Annotated in this window: 17 protein-coding genes; all 17 read right to left on the bottom strand. The window is 55.3% G+C overall.

All coding sequences use genetic code 11. From position 1 onward, the window contains the following. Positions 1–40: 40 nt before the first annotated feature. Positions 41–880 (bottom strand): hypothetical protein, encoded by an 840-nt coding sequence (locus tag AC6ROY_RS05860; protein WP_500099156.1) that lies wholly within the window; start codon positions 878–880, stop codon positions 41–43. 164 nt (positions 881–1,044) lie between these two features. Next, a complete protein-coding gene (locus tag AC6ROY_RS05855; RefSeq protein ID WP_500099154.1) occupies positions 1,045–1,299 on the bottom strand; it encodes a DUF3243 domain-containing protein in 255 nt (84 codons plus the stop codon). A gap of 77 nt (positions 1,300–1,376) precedes the next feature. Further along, a complete protein-coding gene (gene ymfI / locus AC6ROY_RS05850; protein ID WP_500099153.1) occupies positions 1,377–2,135 on the bottom strand; it encodes an elongation factor P 5-aminopentanone reductase in 759 nt (252 codons plus the stop codon). Next, entirely contained in the window at positions 2,132–3,418 is a 1,287-nt protein-coding gene (gene yfmH / locus AC6ROY_RS05845) for an EF-P 5-aminopentanol modification-associated protein YfmH (protein ID WP_500099152.1), read from the bottom strand. The genes ymfI and yfmH overlap by 4 nt, the downstream gene beginning before the upstream one ends. Further along, on the bottom strand, positions 3,419–4,702 hold the full coding sequence (yfmF, locus tag AC6ROY_RS05840; protein ID WP_500099284.1) for an EF-P 5-aminopentanol modification-associated protein YfmF: 1,284 nt from the start codon (positions 4,700–4,702) through the stop codon (positions 3,419–3,421). Between the two features lie 139 nt (positions 4,703–4,841). Continuing rightward, complete coding sequence (gene sleB, locus AC6ROY_RS05835) at positions 4,842–5,672, bottom strand: spore cortex-lytic enzyme (RefSeq protein WP_500099151.1); 831 nt, start codon at positions 5,670–5,672, stop codon at positions 4,842–4,844. A 115-nt stretch (positions 5,673–5,787) separates the two neighbouring features. Beyond that, positions 5,788–8,454, bottom strand: a complete 2,667-nt coding sequence (locus AC6ROY_RS05830) for a DNA translocase FtsK (protein WP_500099150.1) — start codon at positions 8,452–8,454, stop codon at positions 5,788–5,790. Positions 8,455–8,541: 87 nt separating this feature from the next. Further along, entirely contained in the window at positions 8,542–8,784 is a 243-nt protein-coding gene (locus AC6ROY_RS05825) for a YlzJ-like family protein (RefSeq protein WP_500099148.1), read from the bottom strand. Continuing rightward, complete coding sequence (locus AC6ROY_RS05820) at positions 8,781–9,542, bottom strand: ClpP family protease (RefSeq protein WP_500099147.1); 762 nt, start codon at positions 9,540–9,542, stop codon at positions 8,781–8,783. Before AC6ROY_RS05820 ends, AC6ROY_RS05825 begins: the two co-directional genes overlap by 4 nt. A 164-nt stretch (positions 9,543–9,706) precedes the next feature. Further along, entirely contained in the window at positions 9,707–11,383 is a 1,677-nt protein-coding gene (locus AC6ROY_RS05815) for a ribonuclease J (protein ID WP_500099146.1), read from the bottom strand. A 217-nt stretch (positions 11,384–11,600) separates the two neighbouring features. Continuing rightward, complete coding sequence (gene dapA / locus AC6ROY_RS05810; protein ID WP_500099144.1) at positions 11,601–12,476, bottom strand: 4-hydroxy-tetrahydrodipicolinate synthase; 876 nt, start codon at positions 12,474–12,476, stop codon at positions 11,601–11,603. A gap of 50 nt (positions 12,477–12,526) precedes the next feature. Further along, a complete protein-coding gene (dapG, locus tag AC6ROY_RS05805; protein ID WP_500099141.1) occupies positions 12,527–13,744 on the bottom strand; it encodes an aspartate kinase in 1,218 nt (405 codons plus the stop codon). 86 nt (positions 13,745–13,830) lie between these two features. Beyond that, positions 13,831–14,871, bottom strand: coding sequence for an aspartate-semialdehyde dehydrogenase (locus tag AC6ROY_RS05800; RefSeq protein ID WP_500099140.1), 1,041 nt, complete (start codon positions 14,869–14,871; stop codon positions 13,831–13,833). Positions 14,872–14,937: 66 nt separating this feature from the next. Then, complete coding sequence (locus AC6ROY_RS05795; protein ID WP_500099138.1) at positions 14,938–15,531, bottom strand: dipicolinate synthase subunit B; 594 nt, start codon at positions 15,529–15,531, stop codon at positions 14,938–14,940. Further along, entirely contained in the window at positions 15,518–16,429 is a 912-nt protein-coding gene (gene dpsA, locus AC6ROY_RS05790; RefSeq protein WP_500099136.1) for a dipicolinate synthase subunit DpsA, read from the bottom strand. Before dpsA ends, AC6ROY_RS05795 begins: the two co-directional genes overlap by 14 nt. 234 nt (positions 16,430–16,663) lie before the next feature. Then, positions 16,664–17,119: a dUTP diphosphatase gene (gene dut / locus AC6ROY_RS05785; protein WP_500099135.1), complete on the bottom strand. Its 456-nt coding sequence runs from the start codon at positions 17,117–17,119 to the stop codon at positions 16,664–16,666. Beyond that, entirely contained in the window at positions 17,112–18,362 is a 1,251-nt protein-coding gene (locus tag AC6ROY_RS05780; RefSeq protein ID WP_500099134.1) for a M16 family metallopeptidase, read from the bottom strand. Before AC6ROY_RS05780 ends, dut begins: the two co-directional genes overlap by 8 nt. Positions 18,363–18,407 lie beyond the last annotated feature (45 nt).

The following is an 18,407-nucleotide window of genomic DNA, read 5'->3' as shown; positions in this document are numbered from 1 at the left end:
CTGCCAGACGAATCGGCAATCGCAGCAGTATATGAACCGATTATAAATTTTTTCGAATCACGAATTCGCGCTCCTCATAGGGGCGCAGCCCCGGCGTCCATGTGCCCGTGCTCATCGTCTGCTGCAGCGACAGCAGCAGCTCGTTCCACTGGAGATCAATGGTTGTTTTGTTCACATCGGCAACCGGCGCCTGAGCGGTACGAAGCCGCTGCAATTGGGTCGTATCAAGCGGCGCAAAGGCAACAATCCAAGCAGGCTGGTGCGCCTTTACGGCAAACTGGAACTGCTGCTGCCAGCCTTCGGCATCAGCCCAGTGCACAGTCTCCGCCTCCTCGGCCGGCGCCCATTCCGCTGGAACCGGATAAGCGGCGGTCGTCACCCATTCCATCGCACGGTCGGACACGAGCTGCTGCCGCACCCACTCATCCCACTCCTGACGGAGCCGATCCTCCTGCACCGCCTTGAGCGTAATGTGCGTGCCCGTTACCGCCAGCGTCTGCCGCAGCACCTGATCATCCACCATCAGCCATTTTCGGTTAGTCATTTGCTCGGCCTGGGGCAGCACCGCCTGCACAAGCTGGTGCCCAGCTACGAATACATAGTCAAACGCCGTCGTCCTGATCGTTTCCAGCTGCGCTTCGCTTAGCGCGGTTACATCCGTCATCCATTCCGAGGTTAGCTGCTTCGAGTTGCCCCATTCGGTCAACGCATTTTGCAGCCGCTGCTTCGCGTCAGCAGACAAACCAGGCTCCGTAATGACTAGCAGCGATGACTTGCTTTGCAGAAGCACCGGATCAATCGCCGGAATTTGCTTGCCGCACGCCGTCAACAACAGGGTGAGCAGGCTAACTAACATCCATGTGCGAACCAATGACTTCATCTAACTTGTGGTCCCTCATTTCCTCTTACGTTACGATCAAGCCAGTCTTCTTCCTCGATCATTAACTCTTAGTATAAACGTTTCCGTGGCCCAATCCAAGCCGGACTGCCCCATTGCATAGGAAAAGCCTCCCTGTGCAGGGAGGCCGTTAAAAGGAGCGGATGCTAATTGTTGACTTTCGCCAGCTTAACCATCGTGGAAGCGAGCGCTTTGCGCTCCTGCTCGTCTGCTACATCCCACAGCTCCTTGAGCACTCGCTCCTCTTTGTTTTCCGGGTCTACCTTATCGGACAAAAATTCCCCGATCTGAAAAGCAAGCTTCGAAATCGTGTCTTCGCTCATGCCCGCTTTTTCCGCCTGCTCGACGCGTTCACCGAGAAATTGCTTCCAGCGTTCGAAAACATTCAATACCGTTGCCATGTTCGAATTCCTCCTCTGAAGTCTGATTGGACGTTACAAAGGTTAGGATTCGCTCAAAGCAACAAGCTTATGCAGCTTCAGGTAAGCCAGCCCCCGTTAGGACTAATAATTTGCCCGGTAATGTAGCCGGATTCTGGCAAGGCCAAAAAATAAATTAAGGAAGCGATTTCGTCCGGCTGTCCGAAGCGGCCTAACGGAATATCGTTCTCCAGCGCCGCCTTCTCGGCTGCGTCGAAGCCGTCCAGCATCATCGTGTCGACAGCGCCGGGGGCTACCGCATTCACCGTAATGCCCGAGGGCGCCAGCTCCTTGGCCAGCGCCTTCGTGAAGGCGTTCATACCACCCTTCGCCGTGGAATAAGCAACTTCGCACGAAGCTCCCGAGATGCCCCAGATGGATGAAACATTGATGATCCGGCCATACTTCCGGGTTACCATGCCAGGCACAAACTCGCGGGTCATCAGAAACATGCCTTTAAGATTAATATCCATGATTTCATCCCAGATTTCCTCGCTCACATCCGCCAGCAGCCCGTAATGGGCAACGCCTGCATTGTTTACGAGAATATCAGGCATCATCTGATGCTGCTCCAGCTTCTCCCGCATACGTCCGATCTGCTCGCGCGAGCGCAAATCGGCCGTAACTGTCAGCACACGTGCGCCATAACGCATACATTGCCGCGCGGTTTCATTGGCAGCCTCGTGGGACTGCAAATAGTGAATAATGACGTTCATGCCGATGGAGGCGAACCGCCGGGCGATCGCGGCTCCGATTCCGCGACTCGCCCCTGTAATTAATACCGTCTGCTCGGTGAACGCTTTGGCAGAAGACGTCATTTCGGCTCGCCCTGCACAATCGACACAGCCAGCTGGTTCCAATCGAAGTGCGACACCAGCAAGCGATTGATATCATGAAGCTTCAGCTCTTCATAAACCGGCAGCACGTCAAACAAATCCACATCCTTGAACCGGTACTTCGTGAACTCATTGGCGATTGCTTCCGGGGAATTCAGCTGCCGCAGGAAGGCGCCGATTTTTTTCCGCTTGCTGCGCTCGAAGTCAGCCTCGGCAATACCGCTCAGCTTCAACTGATCAATCTCCTCGCGAATGCGGGCGATCAGCAAATCCGGGTCCTTCGTGTCTCCGCCAAGCACCGAAAATGCATACTGCTCGGCAATATTGTATTCCGAACCGAAATTATCCGAGATGAGCTGTTCGTCATACAGCTTCTGATAAATCGCCGAGCTGGAGCTGAGCAGCGCATCCAGCAGCACCTTCATCGCCAGCTCGCGCCGCAGCAGCTCGCGGCCGCGCAGCGGCTGTTCCGGCTCCTTGCAGCCGAACAAGCATTTCGGCACCGACACCGGCAGCTTGATCGTCTTGCGCGGCTGCTTTACGGTACCCGGCTCCGTATCAAATAAACGGTGAATTTCTCCTTGCGGCTTAAATGTTTTCGCCGCCTGATTCGCACGCACCAGCTCCATAATCGGCTCAGGCTGAACGCCGCCTACGATAAACAGGCTCATATTGGTCGGATGGTAGAAGGTGTGATAGCACTCATACAGCAGCTCCTTCGTAATATCCGTGATGGAAGCAATCGTTCCGGCAATATCAATATGTACCGGATGTACATGGAACATCGTCTCGATCAGCCCAAAATACGAGCGCCAATCCGGATTATCGGCATACATGTTGATTTCCTGGCCAATAATGCCTTTTTCCTTTTCAACGTTTTCATCGGTGAAATAAGGGTTTTGCACAAAATCAATCAGCGTCGTCAAATTTTCCTCAATCTGCCCCGTCGCCGAAAACAAGTAAGCGGTTCGGTCAAAGCTTGTAAACGCATTGGCCGAAGCGCCCTGGGCCGCGAAGACGGAAAAAATGTCGCCCGTCGGCTCTTCAAACATTTTATGCTCCAGAAAATGCGCGATGCCGTCCGGCACCTTCTGCTCCGGCTGACCCTCGACGCGGAAGTGGTTGTCAATCGAGCCATATTTCGTGGAAAAGATCGCGTACGTTTTCTGAAAGCCCTCCTTCGGCAAAATGAACACGGTCAAGCCGTTCGGCAGCTGCTCGGTATAAATCATTTCCTTAACTTGTGGATAAGGGATCGCTTGCACTTAGTTTCCCCCTTTGCTGTCAGTCAAAAAGTAAATCGTATCCAGCGCCACGCGCTGCGCCATCTGTTGAATCTGCTCAGGCGTCGTCCCTGCTACCGCTTCAATCAACGTTGGCACCGACCGCTCCGCGCCGGACAGCCGATTATTGAAATCAAAGGCGATCAGCTCGAACGCGGAATCCTGCAGCTCGCGCAAATGACCGGTAATCATGGCTTTCGTCTGCTGCAGCTCGGTTTCATTGATGCGCCCTTCCTCCATGGCCAGCAGCTGTTCCTTGATAATCGCGACCGCTTTCTCATAATTGGCGATTTCGATGCCCGATTGAATCGTCAGAATGCCCTTGTGTCCGTCCAGACGGGATGACGCGTAATACGCCAGGCTGGCCCTTTCCCGCACGTTCGTAAACAGCTTCGCATGCGGGTAGCCGCCGAGAATTCCGTTGTACATCAGCGCAGCCGGATAAGACTCGTCGCCGTAGGAGGTCGGGATACGCAGCCCCATATTCAGCTTGCCCTGGTTCACATCCAGCCGTTCGACCACTTCCTTCACGGCCTGCACGGAGCGATGCTCCACCTTCAGCGAATAGCCGGCCTCGGCCTCCCGGTCGATCGCAAAGCATTCGGCGACAAGCGGCAAAACTTCCGCGAGCGAGGTGTTGCCGACCACGTACAGATCAATCGGCGCTTCGCGCAGCCAGCTCTCATAACCTGCCGTCAACGCTTCGGCCTCCAGACCGGCCAGATCGGCGATCCGGCCAAGCGGATGCAGCCGATACGGTTCATGACTGCACATTTCTTCCAGGCAGCGCTCGGCTGCATAACGAATTTTATCGTTTACGATCGCTTCCAGCTTTTTCTGAATCGTCGCTTTTTCCGCTTCGATATATTTGTGCGTCAGCTTGCCGTCTTCCCGCGCGGGCTGCGTAACCGCCTCCCCGAGAAATTGCAGCCCTTGGCGCAGCAGCGACTCCCGGCTGGAGACGAAGTCGTCATGAATGACATCCATCCGGAACTGCACCATCTGGTAATCGCCGCGCTTATACACGTCGAAGCCAAATCCGGCTCCGTATAAATCGTCCAGCCGCTCCCGAAACTGCTTCGTTTCAGGAAATGATCTGCTTCCGCGCCGCAGCACAAACGGCACCAATGCCGTTGCGGTAACCGTGTCCTCCTGAAGCGGACGACCGATGTACGCGGAAATCGCAAACGTCTTGAATTGATCGGTGGGCAAAACATGCACACGTATTCCCCGCACTGTTCCCCGTTCAAATTGCACCTGCTTCATTGCCGCAACAGCTCCTCTCGACATCGCATAACCGCCTTTCCGGTTTACATTCCATTATATTCCTCTACAAACCGAAGAAGCAACCGCATGCATGACGGGTTGCTTCTTCTTCTCTGCCCAGCCCTGAGCGTGAGCAGCCTTAGATGCAAAAAATATGTTTGCCGATCGTTTTTATTTGCTTGCGGGTCCAGATCCACTTGGAGGTCGCCGTCTCCGGATTAAAATAATACAGGCAGCCGGAAGTCGGATCAGAGCCGTTGATCGCATCCTGCACCGCCTTGAAGGAGGTTTCATTCGGCGTCAGCCAAATCTGGCCATCGGCGACAGCCGTAAATGCGCCCGGTTGAAAAATAACGCCGGATACCGTATTCGGAAAGCTGGAGGACTTGACCCGATTCAAAATAACGGCCGCCACCGCCACCTGTCCGATATAAGGCTCACCGCGCGCTTCGCCGTTGACCGCATTGGCCATCAGCTTGAGATCCTCCTGCGACAAGCCCAGCTTGGTCGCCTTCGTCATACCGGAAGGGGCCGCACTTGCTCCACCGCCGCCACCTCCGCTTGCACCGGAGCCTGCTCCTGCATTGGCGGTTCCCTGATTGCCGGCTGTGCCGCCGGTTACCCATGGCGGCAAGTCCGCCGCTGTCGCTTTCCAGCCCTTCGTTGCTTCCCACAGCTTCAGCTTCGTTTTGTCGCCCGCAATTCCGTCTACCTTCAGGCCAAATTCAGATTGAAACCATTTCAGCGACTTCAGCGTCTGGTAGCCAAAATCGCCGTCCACATTCCCTTTGTAGAAGCCGAGATGCTTCAAGCGTCCCTGCAGCTCATACGTATCGGCTGTGCCGGAAGCCCCATAACGAATTTCCTGCTTGCTGAAGGTTTGCTCGACAGGCAGACGATGCTTCAGCTCCAGCCCGCCAAACAGCAGCCCAACCAAGGTAACCGTGATGACGATCAGTCGTTTGTTCATAAACGGCAACTCACCTTTCCCCGCCAAACGAACTTGGCAATCTCATTTGCGATTAGTATGAGAAAGGAAATGCGCGATTATGCAAACGTCAGGGGTCCTCCGTCAATTGCCAAAATCAGGAGCTCATCCGGTTCAGCTGGTATTGCTCCAGCGACACCAGCACCTCGCGCGGCTTGCTGCCCTCGTAAGGACCGACAACGCCCTTGGCCTCCATCGTGTCGATCAGCCGGGCCGCGCGCGTGTAACCGATTCTCATGCGCCGCTGAAGCAAGGAAACCGATGCCTGCTTCGCCTCAAGAATAATTTGCACCGCCTGGTCGTACAGCTCGTCTTCGAACGTATCCGGCTCGTCCGGCTTGTCTTCGACCATCGGAACCATGTCCTCCACGTATTCCACCTGACGCTGCGTACGAACAAAATTGCATACCGCTTCGACCTCGGAATCGGACAAAAATGCCCCTTGCACCCGAACAGGCTTGGAAGCCCCCATCGGCAAATAAAGCATATCCCCGCGCCCCAGCAGCTTCTCCGCTCCGGCCGCGTCGAGAATGGTCCGCGAATCAACCTGGGACGAAACGCCGAAGGCGATACGGGATGGAATATTGGCCTTGATGACACCGGTAATGACGTCAACGGACGGACGCTGCGTCGCGATCAGCAGATGAATGCCTGCCGCCCGCGCCATTTGGGCCAACCGGCAGATCGCATCCTCGACGTCATTCGCCGCGACCATCATCAAGTCGGCAAGCTCATCCACGATGACGACAATATAAGGCAGCGGAGCGCCGGTTTGCGTTTCGACCAGCATATTGTTGTAGCCCTCGATATTACGCGTGCCGCTTTTGGAAAACAGCTCATACCGCTTCTCCATCTCCACGACCACCTTTTTGAGCGCAAGCGACGCCCGCTTCGGGTCGGTCACCACAGGTGCAAGCAGATGCGGGATGCCATTGTATACATTCAGCTCAACCATCTTCGGGTCAATCATCAGAAACTTGACCTCGTCGGGCTTCGCCTTAAACAAAATGCTCGTAATAATGCCGTTCACGCAAACCGATTTACCAGAGCCGGTCGCCCCGGCCACAAGCATATGCGGCATCTTGGACAAATTGCCGACAATCGGCTGGCCTGCAATATCGCGGCCCAGCGTGATCGACAGCCTGGACGGCGCATCCTGGAATGCAGCCGTTTCCATGACCTCGCGCATCGTAACAATGGACACTTCCGTATTCGGCACCTCAATGCCGATCGCGGATTTGCCGGGAATCGGCGCCTCCATCCGAATGTCCTTGGCGGCAAGCGCCAGCGCAATATCGTCAGTCAAGCTGACAATCCGGCTCACCTTCACGCCTGTATCCGGTTGAATTTCGTACCGGGTGACCGCAGGTCCGCGCACCACCTCAAGCACCTTGGCGCGTACGCCAAAGCTCTCCAGCGTCGCCTCCAGCTTGCGGGCCACCGCTTTGTAGTCGAGCGAATCGCCGCCCTTGCCGGCAGCAGGCTTGCTGAGCAGCTGCAGCGACGGCAGCTCGTAAGGAATCGTCAGCGGCTTCGCCTTCATCGCAAATTCATCGCCTTCGCCCTGCTGAATCCCGTCCTCGTCGGCCGCCGCACCCGCCGCTTCTCCCGCATCCGCGGAGCCTGCTGCTTGTCTCCCGCGATCTGCGGCCACAGCGGCGGCGGTCGCAGTGCCGGCTGTCAGCCCGGTTCCCCCAGCAGCCCGATTACGGTCTGGCTGCGTATCAGCGTAGCTTTCCTGGCGTACCTGCTCCTGAAAATCACGGATAACCGGAATTGGCGATTCCAGCTCCGGCTCAGCTTCGCGCCAAGCCGGCTCCGCCGCCTTCAGCTTCGGTTCCGCCGCATACACCGTTACTTCCTCGGCTTCATCCGCATTGGAATCCGCGTCCGCCTGCTGTGCGCTTGAGCCGGCCTTGCGCTTGCCTGTCGGCTTCGACTGGTTTTCCTCTTCGTCGACGGGCCTCAGCAGCTCCAAGAAAGCGGCGCGCAGCTTGCCCGGCTTGCGAGCTGCAGGCTTATGCGTTTCCTCGCTGAATTCGTCGTCCTCCGCCTGAAGCTGAACCGCCGCGGCCGCGGCCGCAGCTTTTTTCTTGCGGGCAGCGGCTTCCAGAGTCTTGGCTTGACGGCGCTCGACAATTTTCTGCCTGATATATTGGCCAAGCAGCGTGTCCTTAAACGGCTTGCGCGTCTGCAGCTTCTCGGCCAGCTCGCCGATCGACCAGCCGGTAATTAAAATGAGACCCGTCAAAATAAGCGTAATCTGAATAAGACGGGCGCCAAGATTGCCGAACATAAAGAAAAATACGGCATACAAGACCGCGCCAAGCATACCTCCGCCGACGCTGTCGGTTAAAATGTTTTGTCCCTGCTCGCTGCTTTCCAGACCGTCTATAAGGCTGGTCCACGTTTGCGACAAGATTTGCCCTGCTTCGAAATTAGCCTTGGGAAACAGCATGGCGAACAGGCTGATATGGCTCATCAGCAGCAGTGAAAGCAGAATCAGCAATGCGCCTGCTTTCCTTCGGGTACGCCAGACCGGCCACTTGCGCTTCATCATCGCGTACAACGCGACATAAATGCAGACAAGAGGGACGATAAAATCCCACGTTCCGATGACAAATCGGAATAAGTAGGTTAACGAACGGGCGACAGAGCCTTCACGGGACAACGCAATGACAGACAATGTCAAAATGAGTATGCCGTACAGCTCATATTTTAAGTTCGCTTTAATCCCTTTGCCTTTTTTCTTCCTTTTGGCCAAAGCCGTTCACCCCCGTCCGTCCATTATACCATAAACTGGGGTGAAAACATACGTTTCCATTTCGGATATTCTCGCTGCTTGATCGCTTTATCCGCCGATCACCGGCTGAAATTGAATGATCTGTCCCGGAGCAAGCTGCGGGTTCAAATAATGCTGCAGATCACAATGAATCAGCCTGACGATGGCGGCCTGCGAAGCGTTCAGCGGCTGTACCTGCATCGTAATGCCGTGAAGGGCGATTTCCATCTGCGGCAATGCGGCAGACTGCTGCCTCTCCTCCTCCCATCCGTCGAACACGACTTCAAGCGGGAGCACTGTGTAATGACTCATTGAACCATCCCTCCGCCCTGCTGCCGTCGCCGCTCCTCCATCAATTCGTTTAACGTGCGGATCGCCTCGCCTACACCGCCTAGACTGTCTATCAAGCCGTAGCGGACGGCATCCGCCCCAATGACGGTTGTGCCGATGTCCCGGGTCAGCTCACCGGTTTTAAACATCAGCTCTTTAAACTTTTCTTCCTCTACACGGGAATGCCGGGTTACGAAACGGATGACGCGCTCCTGCATTTTGTCCAAATATTCAAAGGTTTGCGGCACTCCGATCACAAGCCCGTTCAGCCGGATCGGATGAATCGTCATCGTAGCCGTCTCGGCAATAATCGAATGCGTAGCAGACACCGCAATCGGCACCCCGATGCTGTGGCCGCCGCCCAGCACAAGCGTCACTGTCGGCTTGGACAAGGTCGCAATCATTTCGGCAATCGCAAGTCCTGCCTCAACATCGCCTCCAACCGTGTTCAAAATAATCAGCACGCCTTCAATCTTCTGATTTTGCTCAGCGGCCACCAGCTGCGGAATCAGATGCTCATATTTCGTCGTTTTATTTTGGGGCGGCAGCACAATATGCCCTTCAACCTGTCCGATAATGGTCATGCAAAAGATGTTGGACTCTCCATTCGGCACTACGGTTTGTCCCAGCTGCTGAATAGCTTCTACCGCGCCATTTTTGCGAATGTCCTCCACTGCCGGCTGCATCGGCGGCTGTACAGGCGCTTGCGGCTGTTGTTCCTGCTTATCCTGATTTAACATCAACGTTCCCCCTCGCCAAGTTCCAAAGCTGCCTATAGTATGGGTCGGCCCGCCGGGAATATGCGCCTATGCAAAAAGCTTCCCGTAAACGCGGCGGCAGCCGGTCGGGAAGCTTTGAGCAAAACGGTTTATAAGGTACAGGGTCAAGTGACTAATGCGAGTGACTATACTTCCATAATAATCGGAAGAATCATCGGTCTTCTTCTGGTTTGTTCATATAAAAATCGTCCGAGTGCGTCTTTCACATGGGTTTTCAGCGAAGCCCACTCATTTACGTTCTCACTCATTAAGCGATGCAGCGTGCTTGTCACGATCCGGTTTGCTTCATCCAGCAGACCTTCGGATTCCCGGACATACACGAACCCTCTGGAGATAATGTCCGGTCCGGACAAAATCTTCCCGTCCTGCTTGCTGAGCGTGACGACCACGACCAAAATTCCATCCTGGGACAGCAGCTTCCGGTCGCGAAGCACGATGTTGCCGACGTCGCCTACGCCAAGACCGTCAATCAGCACGTTGCCGGCCGATACTTTGGAGCCTTTGCGGGCAACGCCATCCGTAATATCAACCGTTTCCCCGTTATCCACGATAAAGATGTTCTCGCGCGGAATACCGACGGATTCAGCCAGCAGCCCGTGATGACGCAGCATCCGGTATTCGCCGTGAATCGGGATGAAATACTTCGGCCGCATCATGTTCAGCATCAGCTTCAGCTCTTCCTGGCTGCCGTGACCCGAAACGTGAACGCCTGTAATCGAACCCGGGCCGTAGATGACATGCGCACCGATGCGCATCAGCTCATCGACAGTCCGTCCCACGTAACGCTCATTGCCTGGAATCGGCGTAGCCGCGATAATGACGGTATCCCCCGGCAAGATGTCAATCTTGCGGTGAGTGGAACGCGCCATCCGCGTCAGCGCGGACATCGGCTCGCCTTGCGAACCTGTGCACAAAATGACGACACGGTCTGCCGCCAGCTTGTTCACTTCCTCCGGCTCAATCAGCATGCCGTCCGGAATGTTCAGATAACCCAGCTCGCTTGCAATCGACACGACATTAACCATACTGCGGCCAATGACGGTCAGCTTGCGGCGGGTTGCCTGGCAAGCGTCAATGACTTGCTGCACCCGGTGAATATTGGAAGCGAAGGTTGCGATAATAACACGCTGTTTCGCCTTGCGGAAAACTTGCTCGATCTCTACGCCTACGCTTCGCTCCGAACCGGTGTAGCCAGGACGCTCCGCATTGGTGCTGTCCGACAGCAGGGCCAGTACGCCCTGTTGTCCGATCGCCGCCATCCGGTGCAAATCGGCATATTGCTCGTTCACCGGCGTCTGGTCAAACTTGAAGTCTCCCGTATGAACCACGTTGCCCTCCGGCGTGGCCAGGCAAACGCCTACTGAATCAGGGATACTGTGATTAGTTTTGAAGAACGTCGCGGTAATCGAACCCATCTTCAGCTCGGAATCCGCTGTGATGACGTTACGCTTCGTTTCGCCAAGCAACCCGGCTTCCTTGAGCTTCGTTTCGATCAAACCGAGCGTCAGACGCGTCGCAAAAATAGGAACATTCAGATTGCGAAGCACATAAGGCAAGCCTCCGATGTGATCCTCATGTCCATGCGTAATCAAGATGCCGCGCACCTTGTCGCGGTTTTCCGTCAAATACGAGATATCAGGAATGACGATATCAATTCCGAGCATGTCCTCTTCCGGAAACTTGAGACCGCAGTCCACCACCACAATATCGTTGGCATACTGCACGACATACATATTTTTCCCGATTTCGCCCACGCCGCCAAGAGCAAAAATCGTTAGTTTATCTATATTTTTCTTAGACAAAGTATTGAAACCTCCTTAGATGATTTGACGACGATTTTTCCTATGAACAACCAAACCAATTGCTAACCGCACCAGTCACTTGCCACCATTATACATGAAAGAATCTCGACTTTACAAGTAATCGGCATCGAGCCGGTTACCCAGGCAGCCGCGTACCCGTTAGCGTAACCAAAAAAAGAAAACCGATGCCGCGAACGGCACCGATTCAGCGAAGACTTCATCCAAGCAGCGAAGCAATGAATTGTCCTTCTTGTTCGGTCACGTTCACGAGCGGGAGTCTCACGCCGCCTACCTGCACACCCTTCAGGTTCAGCGCATGCTTAACCGGAGCGGGATTCGGTACACGGTGCGGACAGAAGAACAACCCTTTAAACACAGGCAAAAGCTTGCCATGCCATTCAGCCGCTTCTCTGACATTCCCCTGCAAGTAGGAGTTTATCATAGTTTTCATTTCTTTTCCAATCACATGTGAGGCGACGCTGATAATCCCTTGCGCACCGACAGCCATAGCCGGCAGCCCCGCGCTGTCGTCACCGCTGTAAACCAGGAAGCCTGGCGCCGCGCCGGCGACGATTTGCGTCAGCTGGTCGGTATCGGCGCAGTCCTTCGTACCGACGATGTTCGGAATTTGCGACAGCCGAATGGTGGTGTCCGCGTCAATATTGACGCCCGTCCGCCCCGGCACATTGTACAGCACCACCGGAATCGACACCGCTTCCGCGATGGCTTTGAAATGCTGGTACAAGCCTTCCTGGGAAGGTTTATTGTAATAAGGAGCTACGAGCAGCAGCGCATCGACGCCGAGCTTTTCCGCTTCCTTGGACAGATGTATGGAATGAGCCGTATCGTTGCTGCCAGTACCGGCAATAATTTTAACCCGGCCCTTCACGTGGCGGACAGCTGTCGCAAAAGCGCGCAGCTTCTCCTCCTCGGTCATCGTCGGTGATTCGCCTGTTGTACCGCAAACTACCAAACTGTCGCTTTGCTGGTCATCTATTAAATAATCAATCAGGCTCTCGAAGCGAGCCCAATCTACATGTGATTGTTCGTCGAATGGGGTTACCATAGCTGTAACCAGTCTGCCGAAATCCACGAAATTCTCCTCCTGCCTTCAAGGGTTGTATTTGTGTTCGTTGATGATCGTCACTCGCGGTGCAAGTTAAATTTGCGGTGCAGCGCTCTGACCGCTTGCGTCAGATCCCTGCCCTCCACCAGCGCCCAGATGGTCGTATTGGAGTCTGCCGATTGCAAAATATGAATATCCTCATCCGTCAGCGCCTCGACGATCGTCGCCATAATGCCGGGGACGCCGTTCATTCCCCCGCCGACAATCGACACTTTGGCGCAGCCGCTTGTGAGGACAGGCGACAAGCCTAGCGCTTGCAAAGCAGCCTCGGCCCGGTCTGCCTCTGAATCAAATACGGTGTACGTGACCCCGGACGGCGTCACATTAATGAAATCCACGCTTATGCGCTGCTGAGCCATCGCCTTGAACACGCGCAGCTGAAGGTCAAACGCCGCCTCCGGAGCCGCAACCCTCAGCTGCGTAATCCCGGCCACATGAGCGATACCGGTTACAAACCGATCGTGAACGTTCCCCGCCGTCCTGGACGGATCAGGATGGGTGACCAATGTCCCCGGCGCTTTGGAGAAGGTGGAGCGCACCCGAACAGGGATGCTCGCGCGCATCGCCACCTCCACCGCACGCGGATGAATGACTTTGGCGCCGAGATGCGCCATGTTGCAAATTTCCGCATAGGATACAACGTCCAGCGCTCTTGCATCCTCTACAAGTCGCGGGTCTGCGGTCAAAATACCGCTCACATCGGTAAAAATATCGACAAGCTCAGCCTGCAGCGCAGCGCCCAGCGCCGTCGCCGATGTGTCGCTGCCGCCGCGGCCGAGCGTCGTCAAATCGCCGTTCGCGCAAGCGCCCTGAAAGCCGGCGACAATCACAACCTGGCCTTGCTCCAGCGCTTCTGTAACCCGCGAAGGGACAACGGTGATGATTTGGGCATGGCCAAAGTCATCGTTGGTCAGAATGCCCGCCTGAGCGCCTGTCAAGGCGATCGCCGGAATGCCCTCCGCGAGCAGCAGGCTGCATAACGTCGCCGCGGAAATCAGCTCGCCGCAGCCAAGCAGCATATCGCGCTCCCTGGGCGGCAGCCGGTCTCCGTTGCGGCCGATCCAATCAAGCAAGGTGTCTGTAGCATAGGGCTCGCCCTTCCGTCCCATAGCCGATACGACGACAACTGGGCTGTATCCTTGTGCGATGGCATCCTGAATATGTGCGATGACATGTGTTCTGGCTTCGGCTGTGGAAAGGGAGGTGCCTCCAAATTTCTGCACCAGGATCTTCAAGCTGATCTCTCCCTTTCTCCACCTGACATTTCCGTCCTGCAAAAGCTTGGCTTCCCGCCGAGAGACAGGAAGCCAGTAGTTAACTGCTAGTTTTGTTCAACCGCGATATACTCCGCAATCTGGACGGCATTCCAAGCCGCGCCCTTGAGAAGGTTATCGGACACGATCCACAGGTTAAGACCGCGCGGATTGCTGAGATCGCGGCGAACCCGTCCGACAAACGTTTCCAGCTTGCCTGCCGCGTCAGTAGCCAGCGGATACTGCTGCTCAGCCGTGTTGTCCTGCAGCACGATGCCTGGAGCATCAGCCAGCAGCTGCTTGACTTCCTCCACCTCGAAGTCCGATTTCAGCTCCACGTAAACCGATTCCGAATGCCCGTAAACAACCGGAATACGTACGCAGGTCGCAGTGACCTCCAGCGTATCGTCACCCATAATTTTCTTCGTTTCGTTGATCATTTTCATCTCTTCGTACGTAAAGCCGTTATCGACAAACTTGTCGATTTGCGGAATCGCATTAAACGCGATCTGGTGCTTCTTAGGCAGCGAGCCTACCGGCAAAATTTGCGGCTCCACTTGCCGGCCGTCCAGCACCTCGCGCGACTGGCGCAGCATCTCCTGGATCGCGCTGGCGCCTGCGCCCGATACCGCCTGGTACGTCGAAACGATAATCCGGGAAATACCGTACCGGTCATACAGCGGCTTCAAGGTTTGCACCATCTGGATCGTCGAGCAGTTCGGGTTCGCAATGACGCCTTTATGCTCGCTTACTTTATCAATGTTGACCTCAGGGACAACCAGCGGCGTTTCCGGGTCCATGCGGAATGCGCTTGTGTTGTCTACGCAAACCGTTCCGCGCTGGATGGCTTCGGGAATGAGCACCTTACTGACGTCTCCGCCCGCGCTGAACAACGCGATGTCCACGCCTTCGAATGCTTCCGGCGTAGCTTCCTGAACCGTTACTTCCTGCCCTTTAAACGAAATCTTCTTTCCTGCCGACCGGGCGGAGGACAGAAGCTTGAGTTCTTGAATGGGAAAGTTCCGCTCGGCCAGCAAACGGATAATTTGTTCTCCTACGGCACCTGTTGCTCCAACGACAGCAACGTTAAACAATTTCTGATTCGACATATGGTTCTCTCCCCTGGGATAAATGATAACTGTCAGCTGCATGTAACATGTTCTGTCACAGACGGCTTAATAATTAAAGCGTTCGATCAGCATCGGCTGAAGCTGCTTGCCTTGCAGCGCGGCCTCGCAGGCTTCCATAATCAGATCCATGCGGGCAACGAGCGAGTTCGGCTTCGCAGCAGGCGCGTCCTGCCCGAACGGAACGAAGTAAACGTTTTTCGTAATGAGCAGCTTGCCGACATTCATCGCGTTGAGTCCGAGTCCGTCATTGGTGGAAATCGCCAGCACCAGCGGGCGCTGGTTGCGCATCTGCGCCTTCGCCGCCATCAGGACGGGACTCTCCGTCATCGCATTGGCCAGCTTGCTTGTCGTATTCCCTGTACAAGGAGCAATCACCATTACGTCCAAGAGCTTGGAAGGACCGAGCGGCTCGGCATCTACAATTGAAGAAATAATATCATTTCCTGTGATCTCTTTCAACTGTTTTTGCCAACTTTCCGAGCTTCCGAATCGCGTATCTGTTGTCATAATCGTATTTGTGACAATTGGCACAACCTTTGCTCCGGCATCCGTAAACCGCTTGATTTGCGGCATCACTTCTTCAAATGTGCAATGCGAGCCGGTCAGCGCAAAGCCTACGGTCACCTTATTCCACTCCATGTTGTTCATTCCCCCTTGACTGTGCATGCTCCATAATCAGGCGGCTGATCGTATCCGCCATGATCCGTCCTGCAGTTTTAGGCGCGACAATGCCGGGCAGGCCCGGAGCAAGCATCGCCTTGATCCCCCGCTTTTCGGCAAAGCGAAAATCCGTTCCTCCCGGCTTCGAGGCCAGATCAATAATCAGCGCGCGCGACGATACATTAGCAATGATCTGCGCCGTTAAAATCAGCGAAGGAATGGTATTGAATATAAAATCAGCGCCCGCTACCCGGCCAATCAGCGCTTGCGTATAAAACGGATTCAGCCCCATCTCGGCCGCCCGGGCGAAAGCATCGGATTTGTGAACGCCAACCGACACCTGAGCGCCCATTCCCTGCAAGGTTCGCGCCAACGTCATGCCGGTGCGTCCAAATCCCAGCACAATCGCATCCGCACTGTGAATCGTAATATCCGTATTTTGAATGGCCATCATAATGGCGCCCTCGGCCGTCGGGATCGAGTTGTGAATCGCCACATCGTCGCGGTCAAACAATTCCACAAGTGCAATGCCGTGGGCTTTGCACAGCTCGCGCAAATAAGGCTTCGCCATTCCGGTAAACACAGTCGCGTGACCTGGCAGCGCAGCGACATGCGCGGGAGTCAGCCGCAGCTCCTTGGATGAAAACAGACTGTCCACCCGCCCCTGGTCATCGGTTCCGACCGCAGGCAAAATTACCGCATCCATGCCGGCGAGCGCCTCCGGCGTCAGCTCCTCTTTCGTGATCCCGCTGAATCCGTTCTGGAGATTGTCAAACCCGATCAGTGTCACAGACGCATCCAGCTCGGCGCATTTGTGGATGACCTCAAGCTGCCTGGCATCTCCTCCGATCAAAGCCGTTTGAATCCCGGTCAGCATGCCCTCTCACCTCTTTCTGAGTCGCTTTCGATACGTCATCTTATGCGACTGCCCAGAGATGGGTTCCAGTTGGGTCATGCTTGGAAGCCCGATGCTTTCGCTGCCCTTCGGCACGGCCCAGGCAGGCGAACAAAAAAAGGCCAACCGGCGCATGGCGGTTGACCTTCCCCTATGAGAGACGCCTCGTCAGAAGGCGTCTTTATTTGTTTTGTCCCGCCCTGCCTTGCGGTAAGCTCAGGCTGTGCCCGTATGGCCGAAGCCGCCGGCGCCCCTTACGGTGGCATCCAGCTCTGCGACTTCCTGCAGCTCGATCTGCGGCACGAGCTGGAAGACCATTTGCGCGATCCGCTCCTTGCGCTCAATCGTAAACGGCTCGCTGCCATGATTGATAAGCAGCACCTTCACTTCGCCGCGATAATCGGCATCAATCGTGCCCGGCGTGTTCAGGCTTGTGATGCCATGCTTGAGCGCCAATCCGCTGCGAGGGCGAATCTGGGCCTCCAGGCCACCGGGCATAGCCAAAGCAAAGCCGGTCGGAATAAGCGTGCGCTGCCCGGGCGCCAGCACAACCGGCTCCGTCACGGCCGCGTACAGATCAAATCCGCTGGCCAGCTCGGACATCTTCACCGGCAGCGGCACATCCTCAGCGCCCGGCAGCCGTTTAATTTGGACATGAAATCGTTCAGACAAGCTGATCCCTCCTGAATCCTTGAATGGCGTCGCCGGACTGGCCGACCATCGCCACCGCAAATGGCGTTGCAAACAGCCTGGCTGTCAGCTCGCGAATTTGCTCCATTTCTACCCGCTCGATCCGTTCGATAATTTCATCAAGGCTGTAATGCTTGCCAAGCATCAGCTCGTTTTTCCCGATCCGGTTCATCCGGCTGCTGGTGCTTTCGAGACTGAGGATCAAGCTCCCCTTCATCTGCTCCTTGCCCTTGCGCAGCTCAGCGTCGGTCAACCCACGCTGCTTCAAATCGGTCATCATCTCCAGCGTCACGTTCAGCACCTCGGACGTCTGCTTGGGCGCTGTGCCGGTATAAATCGTGAACAGTCCGCCGTCCTGGTAGGAGGTGTGATAGGAATAGACCGAGTAGGCAAGCCCCCGCTTCTCGCGAATTTCCTGGAACAGACGCGAGCTCATGCCGCCGCCGATCGCATTGTTCAGCAAAACCATCGCGTACAAATTGTCGTCGGTAATCGGCAAGCCGGGCAGCGACAGGCAAATATGATTTTGCTCCGTCTTCTTCTGATGATAAGCCAGATCGCTGTGGAAGCCCAGCGGTTGACGTTGATCCGGCGCATCCGTTCCGGCAAAGCCGCCAAAATGACGCTCAATCAAAGCCAGCACATCGTCACCGATGTTGCCTGCAATGCTCACAACGGTGTTGCCCGGCGTGTAATAAGCCTTCATATAGTCACGCAGCGTGTCGGACGTCATCGGAGACAAGTTTTGCTCGGTCCCGATGATCGTGTAACCAAGCGTATGCTCGCCAAACGCCGCACGTGCGATCAGATCATGCACCATGTCATCGGGCGTATCCTCGTACATCGAGATTTCCTCATAGATGACATTTTTCTCTTTCTCCAGCTCCTCGGTTTCGAAAAGCGAGTTGAAAAACATATCCGACAGCACTTCAACCGCCAGCGGCAAATGCTCGTCAAGCACCTTGCAGTAATAGCAAGTGTATTCCTTGGATGTAAAAGCGTTCACATTGCCGCCGATGCCGTCAAAAATTTCGGCGATTTCTTTAGCCGAATATTTGGCGGTTCCTTTAAACAGCATATGTTCAATAAAGTGCGAAATCCCGTTATTGGTCTCCGTTTCATTACGCGACCCGGTTTTCACCCAGATGCCAAATGCCACTGAACGGCATGTCGGAATTTTCTCGATCACAACCCGCAGTCCGTTATTGAGGGTATATTTGTCCAAGCACGGATGCCTCCTCATTCGTATTTCGCTCATGCCGCCGCTTGC

The organism is Paenibacillus sp. sg306046 (assembly GCF_059821225.1).
Note: the sequence above shows the minus strand (reverse complement) of the source record. Positions and strands in the feature narration are given on the sequence as shown.